The organism is Acinetobacter towneri (genome assembly GCF_017498585.1).
In the GTDB taxonomy this organism is placed as follows: domain Bacteria; phylum Pseudomonadota; class Gammaproteobacteria; order Pseudomonadales; family Moraxellaceae; genus Acinetobacter; species Acinetobacter towneri.
Genome location: NZ_CP071766.1, coordinates 789,734 through 809,203, shown reverse-complemented (window position 1 = coordinate 809,203; position 19,470 = coordinate 789,734). Strand labels below are relative to the sequence as shown.

The 19,470-nt window shown below is 42.4% G+C and carries 16 protein-coding genes and 1 tRNA gene; 2 read left to right on the top strand and 15 right to left on the bottom strand.

Annotated elements, in window-relative coordinates:
* Positions 1-31: 31 nt before the first annotated feature.
* The 4 genes from J4G44_RS03830 to J4G44_RS03815 form a co-directional block, all read right to left on the bottom strand.
* Entirely contained in the window at positions 32-376 is a 345-nt protein-coding gene (locus J4G44_RS03830; RefSeq protein WP_136144750.1) for a lysozyme inhibitor LprI family protein, read from the bottom strand.
* A gap of 171 nt (positions 377-547) precedes the next feature.
* Positions 548-1,159 (bottom strand): OmpW/AlkL family protein, encoded by a 612-nt coding sequence (locus J4G44_RS03825; RefSeq protein ID WP_207973868.1) that lies wholly within the window; start codon positions 1,157-1,159, stop codon positions 548-550.
* 573 nt (positions 1,160-1,732) lie between these two features.
* Entirely contained in the window at positions 1,733-3,109 is a 1,377-nt protein-coding gene (locus J4G44_RS03820) for a Na+/H+ antiporter family protein (protein WP_207973867.1), read from the bottom strand.
* Between the two features lie 114 nt (positions 3,110-3,223).
* Positions 3,224-4,114: an alpha/beta fold hydrolase gene (locus J4G44_RS03815; protein WP_207973866.1), complete on the bottom strand. Its 891-nt coding sequence runs from the start codon at positions 4,112-4,114 to the stop codon at positions 3,224-3,226.
* A gap of 121 nt (positions 4,115-4,235) precedes the next feature.
* Here J4G44_RS03815 and J4G44_RS03810 point away from each other — a divergent pair, with 121 nt between their 5' ends.
* Both J4G44_RS03810 and J4G44_RS03805 read left to right on the top strand, forming a co-directional pair.
* Positions 4,236-4,721 carry a DUF4442 domain-containing protein gene (locus J4G44_RS03810; RefSeq protein WP_096902327.1) on the top strand — a complete coding sequence of 162 codons (486 nt, stop codon included), beginning with the start codon at positions 4,236-4,238 and terminating at the stop codon, positions 4,719-4,721.
* A 208-nt stretch (positions 4,722-4,929) separates the two neighbouring features.
* Positions 4,930-5,781, top strand: coding sequence for an alpha/beta hydrolase (locus J4G44_RS03805; protein ID WP_096902328.1), 852 nt, complete (start codon positions 4,930-4,932; stop codon positions 5,779-5,781).
* Positions 5,782-5,883: 102 nt separating this feature from the next.
* On the opposite strand, the gene J4G44_RS03800 is transcribed toward J4G44_RS03805, so the two are convergent.
* The 11 genes from J4G44_RS03800 to J4G44_RS03750 form a co-directional block, all read right to left on the bottom strand.
* On the bottom strand, positions 5,884-6,240 hold the full coding sequence (locus J4G44_RS03800) for a DNA transfer protein p32 (protein ID WP_096902329.1): 357 nt from the start codon (positions 6,238-6,240) through the stop codon (positions 5,884-5,886).
* A 109-nt stretch (positions 6,241-6,349) separates the two neighbouring features.
* Positions 6,350-6,910, bottom strand: coding sequence for a hypothetical protein (locus J4G44_RS03795; protein WP_154321134.1), 561 nt, complete (start codon positions 6,908-6,910; stop codon positions 6,350-6,352).
* Between the two features lie 151 nt (positions 6,911-7,061).
* Positions 7,062-11,261 carry a DNA-directed RNA polymerase subunit beta' gene (gene rpoC / locus J4G44_RS03790; RefSeq protein ID WP_096902331.1) on the bottom strand — a complete coding sequence of 1,400 codons (4,200 nt, stop codon included), beginning with the start codon at positions 11,259-11,261 and terminating at the stop codon, positions 7,062-7,064.
* A 157-nt stretch (positions 11,262-11,418) separates the two neighbouring features.
* Positions 11,419-15,507 (bottom strand): DNA-directed RNA polymerase subunit beta, encoded by a 4,089-nt coding sequence (gene rpoB / locus J4G44_RS03785; RefSeq protein WP_131260966.1) that lies wholly within the window; start codon positions 15,505-15,507, stop codon positions 11,419-11,421.
* Between the two features lie 307 nt (positions 15,508-15,814).
* Positions 15,815-16,186, bottom strand: coding sequence for a 50S ribosomal protein L7/L12 (gene rplL, locus J4G44_RS03780; protein WP_004975779.1), 372 nt, complete (start codon positions 16,184-16,186; stop codon positions 15,815-15,817).
* 48 nt (positions 16,187-16,234) lie between these two features.
* Positions 16,235-16,741 carry a 50S ribosomal protein L10 gene (gene rplJ / locus J4G44_RS03775; RefSeq protein ID WP_004975777.1) on the bottom strand — a complete coding sequence of 169 codons (507 nt, stop codon included), beginning with the start codon at positions 16,739-16,741 and terminating at the stop codon, positions 16,235-16,237.
* Between the two features lie 321 nt (positions 16,742-17,062).
* A complete protein-coding gene (gene rplA / locus J4G44_RS03770; protein ID WP_004975774.1) occupies positions 17,063-17,758 on the bottom strand; it encodes a 50S ribosomal protein L1 in 696 nt (231 codons plus the stop codon).
* Positions 17,759-17,761: 3 nt separating this feature from the next.
* Positions 17,762-18,190, bottom strand: a complete 429-nt coding sequence (rplK, locus tag J4G44_RS03765) for a 50S ribosomal protein L11 (RefSeq protein WP_004975771.1) — start codon at positions 18,188-18,190, stop codon at positions 17,762-17,764.
* A 116-nt stretch (positions 18,191-18,306) separates the two neighbouring features.
* Positions 18,307-18,840, bottom strand: coding sequence for a transcription termination/antitermination protein NusG (gene nusG / locus J4G44_RS03760; RefSeq protein WP_004975770.1), 534 nt, complete (start codon positions 18,838-18,840; stop codon positions 18,307-18,309).
* A gap of 7 nt (positions 18,841-18,847) precedes the next feature.
* Positions 18,848-19,288, bottom strand: coding sequence for a preprotein translocase subunit SecE (gene secE, locus J4G44_RS03755; protein ID WP_004975769.1), 441 nt, complete (start codon positions 19,286-19,288; stop codon positions 18,848-18,850).
* A gap of 73 nt (positions 19,289-19,361) precedes the next feature.
* A tRNA-Trp gene (locus J4G44_RS03750) sits at positions 19,362-19,437 on the bottom strand.
* Positions 19,438-19,470 lie beyond the last annotated feature (33 nt).

The following is a 19,470-nucleotide window of genomic DNA, read 5'->3' as shown; positions in this document are numbered from 1 at the left end:
CCTAATTTTTCAAGCCTAAACCCAGAAAAATTTAAAAAGGTGCACGTTGATAGACCTGATTTAAATGATCCTCTAATTTCTGCTGACGCAAATTATACACTTGGGTTAAACAATCGACGGAAGCGCCACAACGATCACGCAACTCTAACCAGCGAAATTGTTCATCACGAATTTGTGAACGCGTCCCCATGGCGACCAAACGGCTGACGATACGATAGGTGGTTGCCATTTTCACATCGGCATCATTAACCGCACGATGTTCACAAATGGCATACTCCGTTTGTGTTTTGGCTTTCTCACAAGAAAAACTCGCCGCATGCCCCGCGACACTCAGCATTAAACCAACACCCACAAGCCAACCGTATTTTATCAACATGAATTAATTCCTTCTTTATCATTCTTTACTTTATCGTTCAGACTGTAAATGAACATGGCACATGCACTCAATTTTTTCATTCGATACATTTGTTATTTTTTGCAATAAAAAACCCCATCATAAAGATGGGGTTGCGCTGATTTTTATTATTATAAAGAGCTACATTTATAATTAGAATTTGTAGCTATAACCGATGGTGTACACCATTGGATCGATGTCTAAATCGATTTTTTTAACTGTAGTGCCACCCGCTTTAACAGTCACTTCAGGACTCAATTGTGTATAACGAGCATCAAAGAATACGCCCCAGTTTTTTGCATCGGCTGGCTGGAAGTTAAAACCGATTTGACCTGCAAAACCAAAATCCTCTTTCACTTTTACATCTAAATCAGCTAAATTACCTGATGTTTTTTCATCCCAAGCAACAAATGCGGTACCACCTACACCAATGTATGGTGTAAAACGGGTTGAATTTTTAAAGTGATATTTAGCAGTTAACGTTGGTGGTAAATGCTTAATTTTAATTTTATTCTCACCCTCGTGAGCTACATCATGGCTAATTGGTGTCGCCAACAATAACTCAGCAGAGATATTGTCATTAAAGAAATATTCTACTGAAGGTGTAAATGCATATTCATGATCTGCTTCAAAATGACCAAGATCTGGATCTGTAGTATCTTGAGTTGGAGAAATTACAGAACCACCAACTTTAACTTGCCATTGACCTGCCATAGCAGAAGCAGACATTCCCATTAATGCAATTAGAGCAACTTGCTTTAACATTTCAAAACCACCTTTAGAATAAAAATCTTAACGCTTAATTAATATTAAACATGACCACTATTAATATGCAACACATATTAAACATAATATTTTAATTATTTTATAAGCTATTCATTATTATATAAATTTATTTTAAATAGACCAAATTACTTGGTTTTAAAACCCGAGTTAATTAATAGAGTTTATATTATTATTTCCCGACTATATTACTCAATTTTATTTAAAAAATATATTAAAAGGTTTATTTAAAATACATCTTATATTTATTTAAAAATTAAAACAAATTTATTTTAAATAGATTAATTCACTCGGGTTTTATATTTTCAAAAAACAAAAAACCAATAAAAATTATTTAAATTAAATAAAGAGAATTAAAATCATCTTCATTCTAATATTAGAAGTTGATGACAACGAAAAATGGATCATTTTGTTAGAGAGTTTGAATTTTGTATTGGGTTTCAATCGGCAGATGTAAGGATGAACTTGAGGAAGATTCTTCTTGTCGTTTTAGCACGATGCTGCAACGTGCCCAGCCTATTCTGAACACGTGTGCTTACAAGTTTTGGTGATGATTTACAGCACCATCGCTGCAATCCAGCCAAAAATAATCAGTGGAATATTAAAGTGAATAAAAGTCGGTACCACACTGTCTTTCATGTGGTCGTGCTGCCCATCCATATTTAAACCCGAAGTTGGCCCCAAGGTTGAATCCGATGCTGGAGAACCCGCATCTCCTAAGGCTGCTGCTGTACCAATAATCGCAATGGTTGCTGCAGGGCTAAAACCGAACTGCAAACATAAAGGCACATAAATAATCGCTAAAATAGGCACGGTAGAGAAAGATGAGCCAATCCCCAAGGTGATTAACAAACCAATCAATAACATTAAAAATGCAGCCAAAGCTTTGCTATTGCCAATCCATTCCACCGACGCTTCTACCAAAGCAGGCACTTGATTAGTCGCTTCAATCACTGAAGCGAAACCTTGTGCAGCAATCATAATAAAGCCGATGAGTGCCATCATACGCATACCTGTAATGATCACATCATCTGCTTCTTTCCATTTGAAAATTCCCGCACAGCTTAAAATGGCAACACCCACCAAACCTGCCAGAATCATCGAATCTGAATACAATTGCACCGCCAAGGTTGCAATAATCGCAAACACTGCCATCCACAAGGTAAATTTTGCAATCTGAGGCGCTTGTAGGGTTGGCGCGGCGGTATTTGCATTGAGCTCACTCGAAATGCTTTGAGTACGTGCTACCTGCACATCTAGATAGTGTCGTGGCTTGCGATAACTTACAAATAACGCAAACAATAGACCAATAAACATCCCAAATACAGGAATAAACATAGCAGAAGGAATATCTTCATTTTGAATGGCAAAACCATACGGAGCACCAAAGGTGTTGATATTGTGCGCCAAAATATCATTCAGAAAGATTGCACCGAAACCCACAGGAACAAACATATAGGTGGCAACCAAACCAAAAGTCAGCAAACAAACCACTGCACGACGGTCTAGGTTTAAATGATTGAAAACACTTAATAAAGGTGGAATCAATACAGGAATAAATGCAATATGTACAGGGATTAAGTTTTGTGAGAAGACCGCTGCCAAAGCTACAGTAAAATAAATCAGATATTTAACGCGGTTCTGTACCTTAGTATTACTGCTACCTGTTAAAGTGCGAATCAGTTTGTAGGCCAATAAGTCAGGCAAACCTGAACGTGCCAAAGCCAAAGCAAATGCACCTAAAATACCGTAAGCAAGGGCAATTTTTGCACCACCACCTAAGCCATTATTAAACGCATCTAAAGTGCCTTGTAAGCCTAAACCAGCCAGTAAACCACCTGAAACTGCACCAATAACCAAGGCAAAAACCACAGGCACACGAGCCAACGACAATCCGAACATGATTGCAATGGCAGCAAGAATTGCGAACATAAGAGATGAAAATTCAAAAAAGAAGCTATTTTATCAGAGATTATGCAGATTGGAGTTGACCAAACATTCAACTCCGACAAGCGTTTCTGATTTAAATTACTGCAGCATGTGAATTTAAATTACTGCAGCATGTGAATTTGAATGACCTAAGGCAAAATCACGGATGGCAGTAGCAACCGCTTGCGGCTGACTAAGAATCGCCCAGTGATTAGCTGCCAATTCCACACGTTGAAAATCATCTACCCAAAGCGACATTTCATCAATCAATTCAGCACCCACAAATTGATCATATTTCAAGACAATAGCTTGCACAGGGCAAATTGCGTAACGCTGCCGCGGCTTCAATAAACGTGGCATAAAATTAGCGCGATATAAATTGACGCCATAGCGCCCATCTTTGCGGATATTAGGATTGATCGCAATATCTTGATCACGTTCTAAACGCATCACCACCTGACGCCATTGTTCAGGTTGAAAGAACTGCCAAACTGTAGGTGCAAGTGCAGGAAGTTGAAAGGCGGCAATATACCAAGATTTACGCATTTGTTTGAAAAATTTAATTTTATTTTCAGAAAACTGCTTACGCATCCAAAACGCTGCATGATCCAAACATGGGCCTGAAATAGTACTGTAAGATAAAATTCGTCCCTTTAATTCTGGATCCGTCACTGCTTCCCAAGACTGAATTGAACCCCAGTCATGAGCTGCCAAGTGAAATGCACGCTGCCCCAAAACGGCATTAGCAACAGCCATTAAATCTGCAGCCAATTGAGCCAAGCTATAGGCACGAATGGATTTGGGAATGGAGGATTGTCCCGCACCACGTACATCGTAACTCACCACATAAAAATCTTGTACCAACACGGCAATCACGCGTTTCCAGACTACTTGGTTATCTGGATAGCCATGCAGCAAAATCAATGCAGGTGCTGTTTTTTCACCCCAAGTTTTGACATAGAGCTGTTGACGATCAGAGGTTTCAACCCATTGCGTTTGCGCTTGCATATACATCTTTTTTATTTTTATTCACCTTTGTTGCACTCAGCATAACAAAACATGCCATATTGATGCCTAAATTTTAGACTAATATAAGGCATCCAGACTTGAAAGATATAGTTAAAATCATATGAATCTGCTTAAAAAACTACAAAGTATTCCACTTATTTCTAAATATTTTTTAAATCGTTATGCACCCTATCGCGGTGCAGGTATTGAAATTGATCAAATCGATTTAGCCAACCACCATGTCCGTGTCAAAATGCCACTCACCCGCAAAAATCAAAATATTGTCGGCGTACATTTTGGCGGCAGCCTCTATTCCATGGTCGATCCCTTTTATATGCTCATTCTGATGCATCACTTGGGTTCAACATATATTGTTTGGGATAAAGCGGCAACGATTCATTTCCTCGCCCCAGGACGCAGTACGGTGTATGCCGATATTCGCCTGAGTGCCGCTGAAGTCGAGGAAATCAAACAGATCGCAGAAGACTATGCGCCTCTGACACGTCAATATACGCTCAATATTGTCGATGAATCAGGTGTACGAATTGCAGAAGTGCATAAAACGTTATATATCCGACGTAAAAAGCCCAAAGCCGTAGCAACGTAATTTTTAGCTCACATAAAAACGCAGAATCTAATGATTCTGCGTTGTTGGTAATATTATTTTAATCAAAAGACAAAAAGATCAATGTCACCGACAAACTTCTCTACTCTTTTTGAGCAGGTATGAATTAATTAACGTATTACTGTTGATACATCAGTGGATCATAAAAATTATAAACATTGATAGTATTTAAAATTAAAGGATCATTAAAATGAAAAAAAATCTTGTGCCAATCTTTTCCCTACTTTGTTTCTATTCATCGACATCCCTCCATGCTTTGGTGCCGAATACATTTACCAAAGTCCAGACTTTGAAAAATGTGGCTTATGGATCTCATCCTCAACAAGTGATGGATGTCTATTTCCCTGCCAAAGTACTCACAGATCAAACACCAGCCCCGCTCATGATGATGGTCCATGGCGGTGCTTGGAAAATGGGTGATAAAAATCATGCTGCTGTGGTCAAAAATAAGCTGAGTTACTGGACCAAGCAAAACTGGATTTTTGTGTCTATCAACTATAGATTAGTTCCAGATGTGACCGTACAGCAGCAAACTCAGGATATCGCCCAAGCGCTTATTTATATCCAAAATCAGGCACCGCATTGGCATGCTGACTCAAAACGCTTGGTGCTGATGGGACATTCTGCGGGCGCACACCTGGTCAGTCTATTAACCGTTCGCCCCCATTGGCTGGCACCCCAGCCACAGCCTTGGCGTGCTACAGTTGCTTTAGATAGCGCGGCTTATGATATAGAAAAGATAATGCAAACACGTCATGCACGTTTTTATGATCAAGCCTTTGGTGATCAACCTTCCAACTGGAAAGCCCTTTCTCCGATAGCTCAGCTACATCAAGCTTTACCTGCATTTCTCGCGGTGTGCTCAACCATCCGTGCAGATCAACCCTGTACTCAAGCTCGACAATTTATTCAACAAGCACAGAAATTCGGAACTCAAACCCAGTTATTGCCTGTCCGACTTTCACATGCTGAAATCAACAAGTCATTGGGACAAAATAATGCTTATACTCAAGCAGTCAATCAATTTATCCAAACGCATTAATTTTTCAGCTAGCGCATAAAAAACGCAGAATCATAAGACTCTGCGTTGGATGTACTGAAATATAAATACTTCAGTAGGATGGCATGGCTGTTCGTATTCAGATTAACGCTTTTGCTCGATGGCTGCACCAGCACCACCACCAACAGCACCACCGATTGCAGCGCCTGCATTACCACCTATCACTTCTTTACCTAAAATTGAACCAATCGCACCGCCAATTCCACTATAGGTTGCGTTACGGTTAGAACCATCTTGGGTTTTACTTCCAACTGCTGCACCTGCACCTGCGCCTGCTGCTGCACCAACACTACCACCTACGCTGTTACCCGCTGCGCCACCAACGGCACCGCCTAATGCTGCTGCACCAATACGTTGGTCATTTGAACTCATGCTCTCACAACCCGCCATTAACATGGTCGATACAGTTGCAACTGCCAATACGCTAAATACTTTTTTCATCGCGATGTCTCCCCGCTGTTGTTGATTTTAAGTGTAGTGCATCTTGCGGCATCAACTTTGAAAAATCTGTTACCAAGCACAGTAAGATATGAGTATTTCTGTAAAATGCTTAAGGCATCATAAAGGATTCTGTACCCTCTTCTTCAAGTACCACCACATCACGTGTGGTTTTACCATCTTCAGTAAACACAGCATGAGAAACTGTTTCTTTGCTTTCAGGCGTTTTGACCCGATCCAGTTTTAATGTGCGATGAATTGGCGCCTGCCCCTGCTTATATTCCATGCCTTCTGCATCAATCGTTTTCACTTCAGAAATGACTTTACCATCCTGCTTTAGGGTTTTATTCAACTCAATTTTTGAGGTTGGTACAATCACCCCACCTTTTTGAATCACAGGAATACCCAATTGTTTCTCTGAAAACTGTGCTTGATCATCATCAAAAACAACTTCCTTTGCCACAATATCTTTACCCTGATTGCTCACTTCAAAAATCGTGGCTTCTACATGGCGTATAGGCTTTTCACCTGTCACTGTACGAATCACTTCAGTTTTTAGAATAGGCACAATGGCTTTGTCTTTCACCACAATGCTGTTTGGCATTGGTGCAGCCGAAACAGACACACTCAGTAGCATTGCCGATAAACACAGTGTCAGTCCTCTAAATTGCATAAGCTATCCCCTTAGTTTTCTTGATATTTTTAAATTGTTCTTAATTCACTATATGCAATATTGCGGCTTTATTAAAGCAAAATATGCAACTAAAACGTTGGCAAAAAAAAGACGCCTCGAAAGGCGTCTTTAAATGATGCTTTAAAACGAATTAGAGATCGTTAAATTCATCGCTAAATGCTTGGCTTAATGCTTGATCTACATCAGAGAAATCATTCACTAATGCCAATTCAGCAGCTTCAGCTTCTTGACGACGACGCTCTAAGTGGTAAGCAAGACCCGTACCTGCTGGGATCAAACGACCCACAACAACGTTCTCTTTCAAGCCACGTAAATCATCTTCTTTACCTGTTACAGCCGCTTCAGTTAACACACGTGTAGTTTCCTGGAACGATGCAGCAGAAATGAACGAGTCTGTTGAAAGCGATGCTTTGGTGATACCCATCAATTGACGTTCAAACTTCGCTGGGAACTTGTTTTGTGCAAGTACAGCTTGGTTTTCTTGTACCACGCGAATGTAATCCACTTGTTCGCCTTTAATGAAGCTCGTATCGCCACCATCGGTGATTTCAACTTTACGCAACATTTGACGCACGATGACTTCAATGTGCTTATCGTTAATTTTTACACCTTGTAAGCGGTAAACGTCTTGAACTTCGTTCACGATGTAGTTGGTTAATGCCACTTCACCTTTCAAGCGTAAGATGTCATGTGGGTTTTGTGGACCATCAGAAATGGTTTCACCACGGTTCACATGCTCACCTTCAAACACGTTGATGTTACGCCATTTTGGAATCAACTCTTCGTAAATCTCAGAGCCATCATCTGGTGTAATCACTAAACGGTTCTTACCTTTGGTTTCTTTACCAAAGCTCACGATACCTGACACTTCTGCAAGAATCGCATGCTCTTTTGGTTTACGTGCTTCAAATAAGTCTGCAACGCGTGGTAAACCACCGGTAATATCACGAGTACGTGAAGATTCTTGTGGTACACGACCAATAACGTCACCCACACCGATATTTTCGCCATCACGGACAGAAAGAATCGTGTTCTGTGGCAAGAAGTAGAACTGTTCGCCACCATCCACAGTGTCTAATACCACAGCAGGACGTAAGTCTTTACCTGACGCAGGACGTGAAGTCACTGGCAAGATTTCAACTGTGGTCATACCTGTTGCATCATCAGTTTTCGAGGTTGCAGTCACGCCATCAGCAATTTGGCTGAAACGGATTTTACCCGCAACTTCGGTCACAAGTGGATGCGTGTGTGGATCCCAAGTCGCCACAATACCGCCAGCTTCTACCGCTTCGCCATCTTTGAGCAAGATTGACGCACCGTATGGCAGTTTATAACGCTCACGCTCACGACCTAACTCATCGGCAATACCAATTTCACCTGAACGTGAAACAGATACCAAGTGACCTTTAGCGTGTTGTACAGTTTTCACGTTATGGAAACGTACTGAACCTTTGTTACGCACTTGTACGCTATTGGCTGCAGAAGTTCGGCTTGCCGCACCACCCACGTGGAATGTACGCATGGTTAACTGTGTACCTGGCTCACCAATCGATTGAGCAGCCATTACACCCACAGATTCACCTGGATTCACCAAGTGACCACGTGCTAGGTCACGACCATAACACTTCGCACATACACCAAAGGTCGATTCACAAGATACCACTGAACGTACTTTTACTTCATCGACACCTTGCTCTTCTAAGAAGTTAGCAAGTTTTTCATCAATGAGTGTGTTACGTGGCAGAATAACTTCGTCTGAACCCGCTTTCTTCACATCTTCTGCAGTTACACGACCTAATACACGCGTACCAAGGTTTTCAATGACATCACCACCTTGAATGAATGGTGTCATCACTAAACCGCCATAAGTACCGCAATCTGGCTCAGTAATTACCAAGTCTTGTGCAACGTCAACCAAACGACGTGTCAAGTAACCTGAGTTCGCTGTTTTCAATGCGGTATCGGCCAAACCTTTACGCGCACCGTGAGTTGAAATGAAGTACTGAAGTACCGTCAAACCTTCACGGAAGTTCGCTTTAATTGGCGTTTCAATGATCGAACCATCTGGTTTCGCCATCAAACCACGCATACCCGCCAACTGACGAATCTGTGCCGCACTACCACGCGCACCTGAATCCGACATCATGTAGATCGAGTTGAATGATTTTTGCTTCTCATCTTCACCCTGTTTGTTTTTCACAGTTGTGAATGACAAGTTGTCCATCATCGCTTTAGCAACTTGGTCGTTGGTACGTGCCCAAATATCGACCACTTTGTTATAACGCTCACCCGCAGTTACGAAGCCTTGCTCGAACTGTTGTTCAATTTCACGAACTTCAGTTTCTGCTTTTTCAATAATTGCTTGTTTTTGTGGTGGAATAACCATGTCTTCCATACCCACAGAAACACCTGAACGTGTCGCTTGACGGAAGCCCAAGTACATCAATTGGTCTGCAAAAATAACCGTGTCTTTTAGACCTAATTTACGGTAGCAAGAGTTGATTAACTTTGAGATGTTCTTTTTGTTCATCTCTAGGTTAATTTGCTCGAAGCTTAAACCTTCAGGCACAACTTCCCAAAGCAAGCAGCGACCTGGTGTCGTATCTACAACAATAGTTTGTTGCTCACGCTCACCATTTTCATTGATTACGGTTTGGTGTACACGTGCTTTTACGCGAGCGTGTAAGTCAACTTGACCCGTTGCAAGTGCACGGTTTACTTCGTGCGTATCTGCAAACACCATGCCTTCACCTTTGGCATTGATTGCATCACGCGTGATGTAATACAAGCCCAACACCACGTCCTGAGATGGTACGATGATTGGTTCACCGTTCGCAGGAGACAAGATGTTGTTGGTGGACATCATTAACGCACGCGCTTCTAATTGCGCTTCAAGCGTTAATGGTACGTGTACCGCCATTTGGTCACCGTCGAAGTCGGCGTTAAACGCAGCACAAACGAGTGGGTGTAGACGGATGGCTTTACCTTCAATCAGGATCGGTTCAAATGCTTGAAGACCCAAACGGTGAAGTGTAGGCGCACGGTTCAACATCACTGGGTGTTGACGAATCACAGAGGCAAGTACGTCCCAAACTTCTGGGGTTTCGCGCTCAACCATTTTCTTCGCAGCTTTAATGGTGGTAGCTTGACCTGAAGCTTGTAGTTTCGCAAAGATGAATGGCTTGAACAGTTCAAGTGCCATTTTCTTCGGAAGACCGCACTGGTGTAAACGTAGGTTTGGACCAACGGTAATCACCGAACGACCTGAATAGTCAACACGCTTACCAAGTAAGTTTTGACGGAAACGACCTTGCTTACCTTTGATCATATCTGCCAAAGATTTAAGCGGACGCTTGTTTGAACCTGTGATTGCACGACCACGACGACCGTTATCTAACAAGGCATCAACAGACTCTTGTAACATACGTTTTTCGTTACGTACGATGATGTCTGGCGCTGCAAGGTCAAGAAGACGCTTCAAACGGTTGTTACGGTTAATCACACGACGATAAAGATCGTTCAAGTCAGACGTCGCAAAACGACCACCTTCAAGTGGAACCAACGGACGAAGATCTGGTGGAAGTACAGGCAGTACATTCATCACCATCCATTCTGGCTTGTTGTTCGACTCTTTGAACGCTTCCATCAACTTCAAACGCTTAGACGCTTTTTTCAGCTTAGTTTCTGAAGTTGTTTGTGGAATTTCTTCACGTAAACGAGCAATTTCAGCTTCAAGATCGATGTCTTTTAACAAGTCTTGAACTGCTTCAGCACCCATTTTCGCAGTGAATTCATCACCATGCTCTTCTAGAGCATTGAAGTATTCTTCGTCATTGAGAAGTTGATATTTCTCAAATGGCGTCATACCTGGGTCAGTAACCACATAAGATTCGAAATACAATACGCGCTCGATATCACGTAAAGTCATATCAAGTAATAAACCAATACGGCTTGGTAATGATTTCAAGAACCAAATGTGTGCAACTGGAGAAGCGAGTTCGATGTGACCCATACGCTCACGACGAACTTTTGCAGTCGTTACTTCAACGCCACATTTTTCACAAATGACGCCTTTGTATTTCATACGCTTGTATTTACCACACAAGCATTCGTAATCTTTTACTGGACCAAAAATTTTGGCACAGAATAAACCATCACGTTCAGGCTTAAACGTACGATAGTTAATGGTTTCTGGCTTTTTAACTTCACCGTGAGACCATGACTTAATCATTTCTGGTGACGCAAGACCAATACGGATGCGGTCAAACTCTACTGGAGCATGACCGTCTGAATCCGTCTTTTTGCGCATGATATCGAGCAAGTCTTTCAATTTTTTTCTCCGTGTGCTGGGAGGCTGTTTTCACATCCCAACTGGGTCACAAATATTGTTTTTTAACTGAGTTTTAATCCCCCTTAATCCCCCTTTTTCAAAGGGGGAAAAGTCCCTCTTTTATAAAGAGGGATCTAGGGAGATTTAATGGAGATGCTTAGTCACCATTTTTCAGTTCAATGTTGATACCTAAAGAACGGATCTCTTTGGTCAATACGTTAAACGATTCAGGCATACCTGGGTCCATATAATGGTTACCATCTACAATGTTCTTATAGATACGGGTACGACCTTCAACGTCATCCGACTTCACAGTGAGCATTTCTTGAAGTGTGTATGCAGCACCGTATGCTTCAAGTGCCCAGACTTCCATCTCACCGAAACGCTGACCACCGAATTGTGCCTTACCACCCAACGGCTGTTGCGTTACAAGTGAGTAAGAACCTGTAGAACGCGCGTGCATCTTGTCATCCACCAAGTGGTTGAGTTTGAGCATGTACATATAACCTACAGTCACTGGACGGTCGAATTTCTCGCCTGTACGACCATCGTACAACACGGTTTGACCTGAACGTGGTAATTCAGCCAGTTCAAGTAATTCTTTAATTTGACCTTCTTCTGCACCATCAAATACAGGAGTAGCCAATGGAACACCTGCACGTAAGTTGCCAGCCAATACCAAGATTTCATCATCAGTTAAGCTGTCAAGATCTTCTTGCTCGCCACCGACTTTGTTATAAATCTTGTCTAGGAACTCACGTAGTTCAGCAATTTCGCGTTGTTGTTTGAGCATTTTATCAATTTGCTCACCCAAACCTTTGGCTGCCATACCCAAGTGTGTTTCAAGAATCTGACCCACGTTCATACGCGATGGTACGCCTAGTGGGTTCAATACGATATCTACTGGTACACCGTTAGCATCGTGCGGCATGTCTTCTACAGGCAAGATGTTTGATACAACACCTTTGTTACCGTGACGACCCGCCATCTTGTCACCCGGTTGGATGCGACGCTTAACAGCAAGATAAACTTTAACAACTTTCAACACGCCCGTAGTGAGTTCATCGCCTGTAGAAAGCTTACGTTTCTTCTCAGCGAATTTCTCATCAATTTCAAAGCTCTTCTCTTTCAAGAAAGTTTGAATTTGAGTTAAACGCTCAGCAATTGCTTCATCACTTGGTTGAATTTCAAGTAGATCAACTAACTCTAAACCAGACAACACATCTTCAGAAAGTTTGTCGCCACGTTTAGTTGTACCGCCACCGTTAGATTCTTGACCTTTTAATAAGCGGATAATACGTTCACGCGCTGCTTCTTCAAAGATTTTGTATTCTTCTTTCAAGTCTTTGCGGTATGCATCAAGTTGTGCTTTTTCAATCGCTTGTGCACGTTCGTCTTTTTCTAGACCATCACGGGTAAAGACTTGAACGTCAATCACAGTACCTTTAGTACCTGATGGAACGCGCAATGATGAATCTTTCACATCTGCTGCTTTTTCACCGAAGATTGCACGAAGCAATTTTTCTTCAGGCGTTAACTGAGTTTCACCCTTAGGCGTTACTTTACCAACAAGAATGTCGCCTGCAGTCACTTCAGCACCAATGTAAACGATACCAGACTCGTCTAGTTTAGACAGTGCAGCTTCGCCCACGTTTGGAATATCAGCTGTGATTTCTTCCGCACCCAATTTGGTATCACGTGCAACACATGACAATTCTTGAATGTGAATCGAAGTTAAACGGTCTTCTTGAAGTACACGCTCAGAAAGCAAGATCGAGTCTTCGTAGTTATAGCCATTCCAAGTCATGAACGCGACACGCATGTTCTGACCGAGTGCAAGCTCACCGCCATCTGTAGATGGACCGTCAGCCAATACATCACCACGACCTACCTTATCACCCATCTTCACCAAAACTTTTTGGTTAATACAAGTGTTTTGGTTTGAACGTGTGTATTTGATCAGGTTGTAGATATCTACACCTGCTTCACCCGCGATCATTTCTTCTTCGTTCACACGAATGACTACACGTGAAGCATCGACATATTCAATACGACCACCACGGTTTGCAATCACACATACACCTGAGTCATGTGCTACGTTCGCTTCCATCCCTGTACCCACAAGTGGTTTATCAGCGATAAGCGTCGGAACAGCCTGACGTTGCATGTTCGATCCCATCAAGGCACGGTTGGCGTCATCGTGCTCAAGGAATGGAATCAGTGATGCTGCTACAGATACAACCTGCTGTGCAGAAACGTCCATGTGCGTCACGCGCTCTGGCGGCATACGCACGAAGTCACCTTGGTGACGTACAGATACGAATTCTTCTGTTAAATTGCCATCTTGGTCTACGCTTGAGTCCGCTTGCGCAATGATCGTGCCCACTTCTTCAATTGCAGATAAATACTCAACCTCATCGGTTACACGACCATCAACCACTTTACGGTATGGCGTTTCCAAGAAGCCAAAATTATTACATTTTGCATAAACAGAAAGCGAGTTGATCAAACCAATGTTTGGACCTTCAGGCGTTTCAATTGGACACACACGACCATAGTGAGTTTGGTGTACGTCACGTACCTCAAAGCCTGCACGTTCACGTGTCAAACCACCTGGACCAAGCGCAGATACGCGACGCTTGTGGGTAATTTCAGACAACGGGTTGTTTTGGTCCATGAACTGAGACAATTGGCTTGAACCAAAGAATTCTTTGATTGCAGCAGCCACTGGCTTCGCATTGATTAAATCTTGCGGAGACAGGTTGTCTGTTTCAGCTTGTGACAAACGCTCTTTTACAGCACGCTCAACACGTACCAAACCAACACGGAATTGGTTTTCAGTCATCTCGCCCACTGAACGTACGCGACGGTTACCCAAGTGGTCGATATCGTCGACTTCACCTTTACCGTTACGGATTTCGATCAATGTTTTAAGTACATCGGTAATGTCTTCGTTAGACAAAATACCTTCAACTTCACGTGATTTCTGATCTGTACCCACTTCGTAAGGACGACCCAAACGACGGTTGAACTTCATACGACCTACTGGCGATAAATCATAACGCTCAGAAGAGAAGAACAAGTTATTGAACAGATTTTCAGCGGCTTCTTTCGTCGGTGGCTCACCTGGACGCATCACTTTGTAGATTTCTACCAAAGCATCTTCACGACCAACAGTTGTATCTGCACGTAAGGTGTCCGCAATGAACGAACCACGGTCGATGTCATTGGTGAATAGGATGTTAAATTGTTTAACACCACCTTCTGCAAGTTTCACCATGATTTCATGGCTTAACAAGGTGTTTGCAGCAATCACATCGCCATCTTTTAGCTGGATGTCTTCTGCAGTAATACGTTCGTACAAGTACTCATCAGGAACTGAAAGCTTCTCAAGACCAGCTGCTTCCATTTGACGTACGTGACGCGCATTAATGCGTTTACCTTGCTCAACAATCACTTTGCCGTCAGTATCAGTGATGTCAAATTGTGCCATTTCGCCACGTAAGCGTTCTGGGACAAGGTCAATTTGGTAGCTACCCATGTCTAAATAGACAGGTACTTTCTCAAAGAACAAGTCTAGGATTTGTTCATTGCTATAGCCCAATGCACGCAACACTACAGTCGCAAGCAATTTACGACGACGGTCAATACGCACATAAACGAGGTCTTTGGCATCGAATTCAAAGTCTAACCATGAGCCACGGTAAGGAATAATGCGTGCTGAATACAACACTTTACCGCTCGAGTGGGTCTTACCTTTATCGTGGTCAAAGAACACGCCTGGTGAACGGTGTAATTGAGAAACAATTACACGCTCAGTACCGTTAATCACAAAGGTACCGTTATCCGTCATCAATGGCATTTCGCCCATGTAGACTTCTTGCTCACGCACATCTTTGATTGATTTCGTTTCACGATCTTTAATGATCAAACGAATTTTTACGCGCATTGGTGCCGCATAAGTTGAGCCGCGAAGAATACACTCACGTACATCAAACTCAGGCTTACCAAGACTATACTCAACAAATTCTAAAGCAGCATTGCCAGAATAACTTTCTATAGGAAAAACTGAACGAAATGCGGCTTGGAGACCGATATCTTCGCGGCTTTTTGGAGTTTTGCCATCTTGAAGGAAAGTACGGTACGAGTCGACTTGAATCGAAAGCAAGTACGGTGCATCCATTACTTGGGGCAATTTACCAAAATTCTTACGGATCCGTTTCTTTTCGGTATATGAGTATGCCATCTGGAGTCCTCGGAAAGTAAACTAAACCCGCCTGCAGAACGGGTTTAGAAGGAATTACGCAGGCCGATATGGCCACCACTCTTTACAAATGCTGCAATTTTTAGTGGTATTAAAACGCTTAACAATATTTTTAAATGTGGAAAAATATTGGTAAGCGTTTGATTTTATTGATTTATATTGTTTTCGATGGTTTTCCCATCATTCAAACAAAAATCGAGCCGATAATTGTAACGCAAAAAGGCTGATGACCCAAGAGCCATCAGCCATTTTTTGGAGTCGATTATAAAAAAATCGACTCCCCTTAAGATTACTTAAGTGTAACTGTAGCACCAGCTTCTTCAAGTTTCTTCTTAAGCTCTTCACCTTCTTCTTTAGAAACAGCTTCTTTGATCACTGAAGGAGCGCCTTCAACGATGTCTTTAGCTTCTTTAAGACCAAGGCCAGTAGCTTCACGAACTGCTTTAATTACAGCAACTTTGTTCGCACCGAAAGAAGTCAACTCAACGTTGAATTCAGATTGCTCTTCTGCAGCAGCAGCGCCAGCGCCTGGAGCAGCAGCAACAGCAACAGCAGCAGCTGATACATTGAATTTCTCTTCAAAAGCAGAGATAAGTTCAACAAGTTCAAGAACAGTTTTTTCAGCAACTGCGTTTAAGATTTCTTCGTTAGTTAAAGCCATGAGAATAACTCCAAATGGAAATTGAATGGTGTGGAAATAAATTTAAGCTTATGCAGCTTCTGACTCGTTTTTCTCTTTGAGCGCAGTAATAAGGCGACCCAATTTCGAAATAGGAGCTTGAAGAACGTTTGCAAGCATAGTAAGCGCTTTTTCTTGGTTCGGAAGATTCGCAATTACGCTAACTTCAGCACCTTTATAAAGTTTGCCGTCAAATGCAGCAGCTTTAAGTTCAAATGCTTTATTCGTTTTAGCGAATTCTTCGAACAAGCGTGCAGCTGCACCCATGTCGTCTTCAGAAGTTGAGAAAGCTAAAATTGTTGGGCCAACAAGGTTGTCGTTCAAGATCGTGAATTGCGTATCTTGAAAAGCACGTTTAGCCAAAGTATTACGTACAACACGTGTAGTAACACCTAATTTACGCGCTTCAACACGTAGAGCCGTTAATTGCTCAACGCTCATACCTTGATAGTCAGCAACAACAGCAGAGAACGCTTTAGAAGCAACTTCGTTAACTTCTGCTACGATCTGTTTTTTGTCTTCGATAAGAAGAGCCATTGTAAAACCTCCTAACGGTGATTTATGTGCTTACGTGAAGCACACTCCCAATTCGTAAATTCATTGCTGAACTTACACGCGGAGGAGGAATAAATCACACCACCGCGTCTACCCAGGCTGGAAGATTAAGAAAGCAGCATAAAACTACTCTCGCCTGAGGTCTTTGACGCTGATAAATTCTCATTTACCAATTCAAAGTCCGCCTGAATGTCCCCCTCTCCTGCTAGGAGAGGGTTAGGGAGAGGTTTAACCCTCATCCCGACCTTCTCCCAGAGGGAGAAGGAGACTTTTCAGGACTTTAAAATTCTTTCTAAGTCAGACTTAGTTAGAAACGTTCTGTACATCAATAACAAGACCAGGACCCATAGTAGAGCTCAAAGTGATCTTTTTGATGTATACGCCTTTAGAAGTTGCAGGCTTTAACTTTTTCAAGTCAGCAACTAAGGTTTCAACGTTTGAACGAACTGCTTCAGCAGTAAAGCCAACTTGACCAATCGCAGCGTGGATAATACCCGCTTTGTCTACACGGTAACGCGCTTGACCTGCTTTTGCATTTTTAACTGCAGTCGCAACGTCAGGAGTTACAGTACCCACTTTAGGGTTTGGCATTAAGCCACGTGGACCAAGAATCGTACCCAACTTACCTACTACGCGCATTGCATCCGGAGCTGCAATCACAACGTCAAAGTCAAGGTTACCCGCTTGAATGCTTTCAGCTAAGTCGTCGAAACCAACTACGTCTGCGCCTTCAGCTTTAGCAGCTTCTGCAGCAGCACCTTGAGCGAAAACAGCTACACGTACAGTTTTACCAGTACCTGCAGGAAGTGTAGTCGCACCACGAACAACCTGATCAGATTTACGTGGGTCAACACCTAGGTTTACCGCAACATCCAAAGATTCTTTGAATTTAGCAGCAGGAAGGTTGTTTAGAACTTCAACTGCTTCTTCCAAAGTGTAAACTTTGTTTGCTTCTACAGCAGCAGCAATGGCTTTTTGACGTTTAGTTAACTTTGCCATGTCTTATAGCTCCACATCCAAGCCCATAGAACGTGCAGAACCAGCAATGGTACGCACACGTGCTTCTAAATCAGCACCAGTTAAATCTGGTTCTTTAGTAGTCGCGATTTCTTCTAATTGAGCACGAGTCAACTTACCAACTTTGTTTTTGTTAGGTACAGCTGAACCCTTTTGAATGCCTGCAGCTTTCTTAAGAAGAATTGCAGCAGGAGGAGTTTTCATGATGAATGTGAACGACTTGTCGTTGTACACAGTGATCACTACAGGAATTGGCAAACCTGGTTCAACTTTTTGTGTAGCAGCATTGAATTCTTTACAGAATGCCATGATGTTAACACCACGTTGACCTAATGCAGGACCAATTGGTGGAGATGGATTCGCTTTACCAGCTGGAACTTGCAGCTTGATATAGCCGTCAATCTTCTTAGCCATTTCAAATTACCTCTGGGTACAAACGCCGCTAGGCTCCCCAATATTTTAAGTAACGATACCGTTACAACAACAATGCCCGATTCATCATAAATCGGGCGTTTTCCAACCACTCAAACTTAAACGGATTTTTCGACTTGACGAAATTCCAGCTCAACCTGAGTAGGTCGATTAAATACATTAATTGTCAACGTTAAACGTGACTTCTCGTATTGAACTTCTTCCACCACGCCTTTAAAGTCGGTGAATGGACCATCAATCACAAGTAATTCTTCGCCTGGTTCAAACATCGTCTTCGGACGAGGTGCTTCACCAGTATTGCGTACACGTGCAAGAATCGCGTCAGCTTCTTTTTGCGTAATTGGAGCAGGCTTTTCTGCTGTACCACCAATAAAACCTAAAACTTTTGGACACTCTTTAACAATGTGCCAAGTTTCATCGTTCATTTCCATTTCAACCAATACATAGCCTGGAAAGAACTTACGCTCTGACTTACGTTTCTTACCATCCTTCATTTCTACCACTTCTTCGGTAGGAACAAGGACTTCACCAAAGCTATCGGCAACAGCGCTACGCTGGATTCGATCATTAAGCGAACGCATCACTTGTTTTTCATAACCTGAGTAGGCATGAATAATGTACCAACGTTTCATAGCTCTTTTACCCGATAATTAACTTGATTGCCCAGCCTAACAAATAGTCAAAACACCACAATACAATTGAAGTGACTACAACAACAATCAATACATGCCATGACGTTGTTACAGTTTCCTGTTTAGTAGGCCAAGTGACTCGACGTAACTCAATACGTGAATCTTTAAGCAAACGAACAAAGCCTTTGCCTTGATGGGTGGCGTATAATAAACCTAAAGCCACAACGATACAAGCCAAAATTACCCCAACACGCACCCAAATATCATTGGCTGGTGCCCAATACGCAGGAAGATGCTGATTCACCATCATCGAAGCGATGAATAAAATCAAAGCGATACCCCACAACACGTAGTCTAATGGAGAACTCGATTGAACAACTTCAGCAGAATTATTTCTTTGAGGGATTGGCGCGTCGCTTAATGCGTCACGCGATTTATCATTCGACATTTTTGTACTCGTCGTAGAATTCGCGACTTATTATATGACTAGATTAGCCGACATCAAGCTTTTTTAAAAAAAGTGGCAGGCCAGGAGGGACTCGAACCCCCAACATTCGGTTTTGGAGACCGACGCTCTACCAATTGAACTACTGACCTACAAAACAGAACGAGAGCCAAAGCTCTCGACCT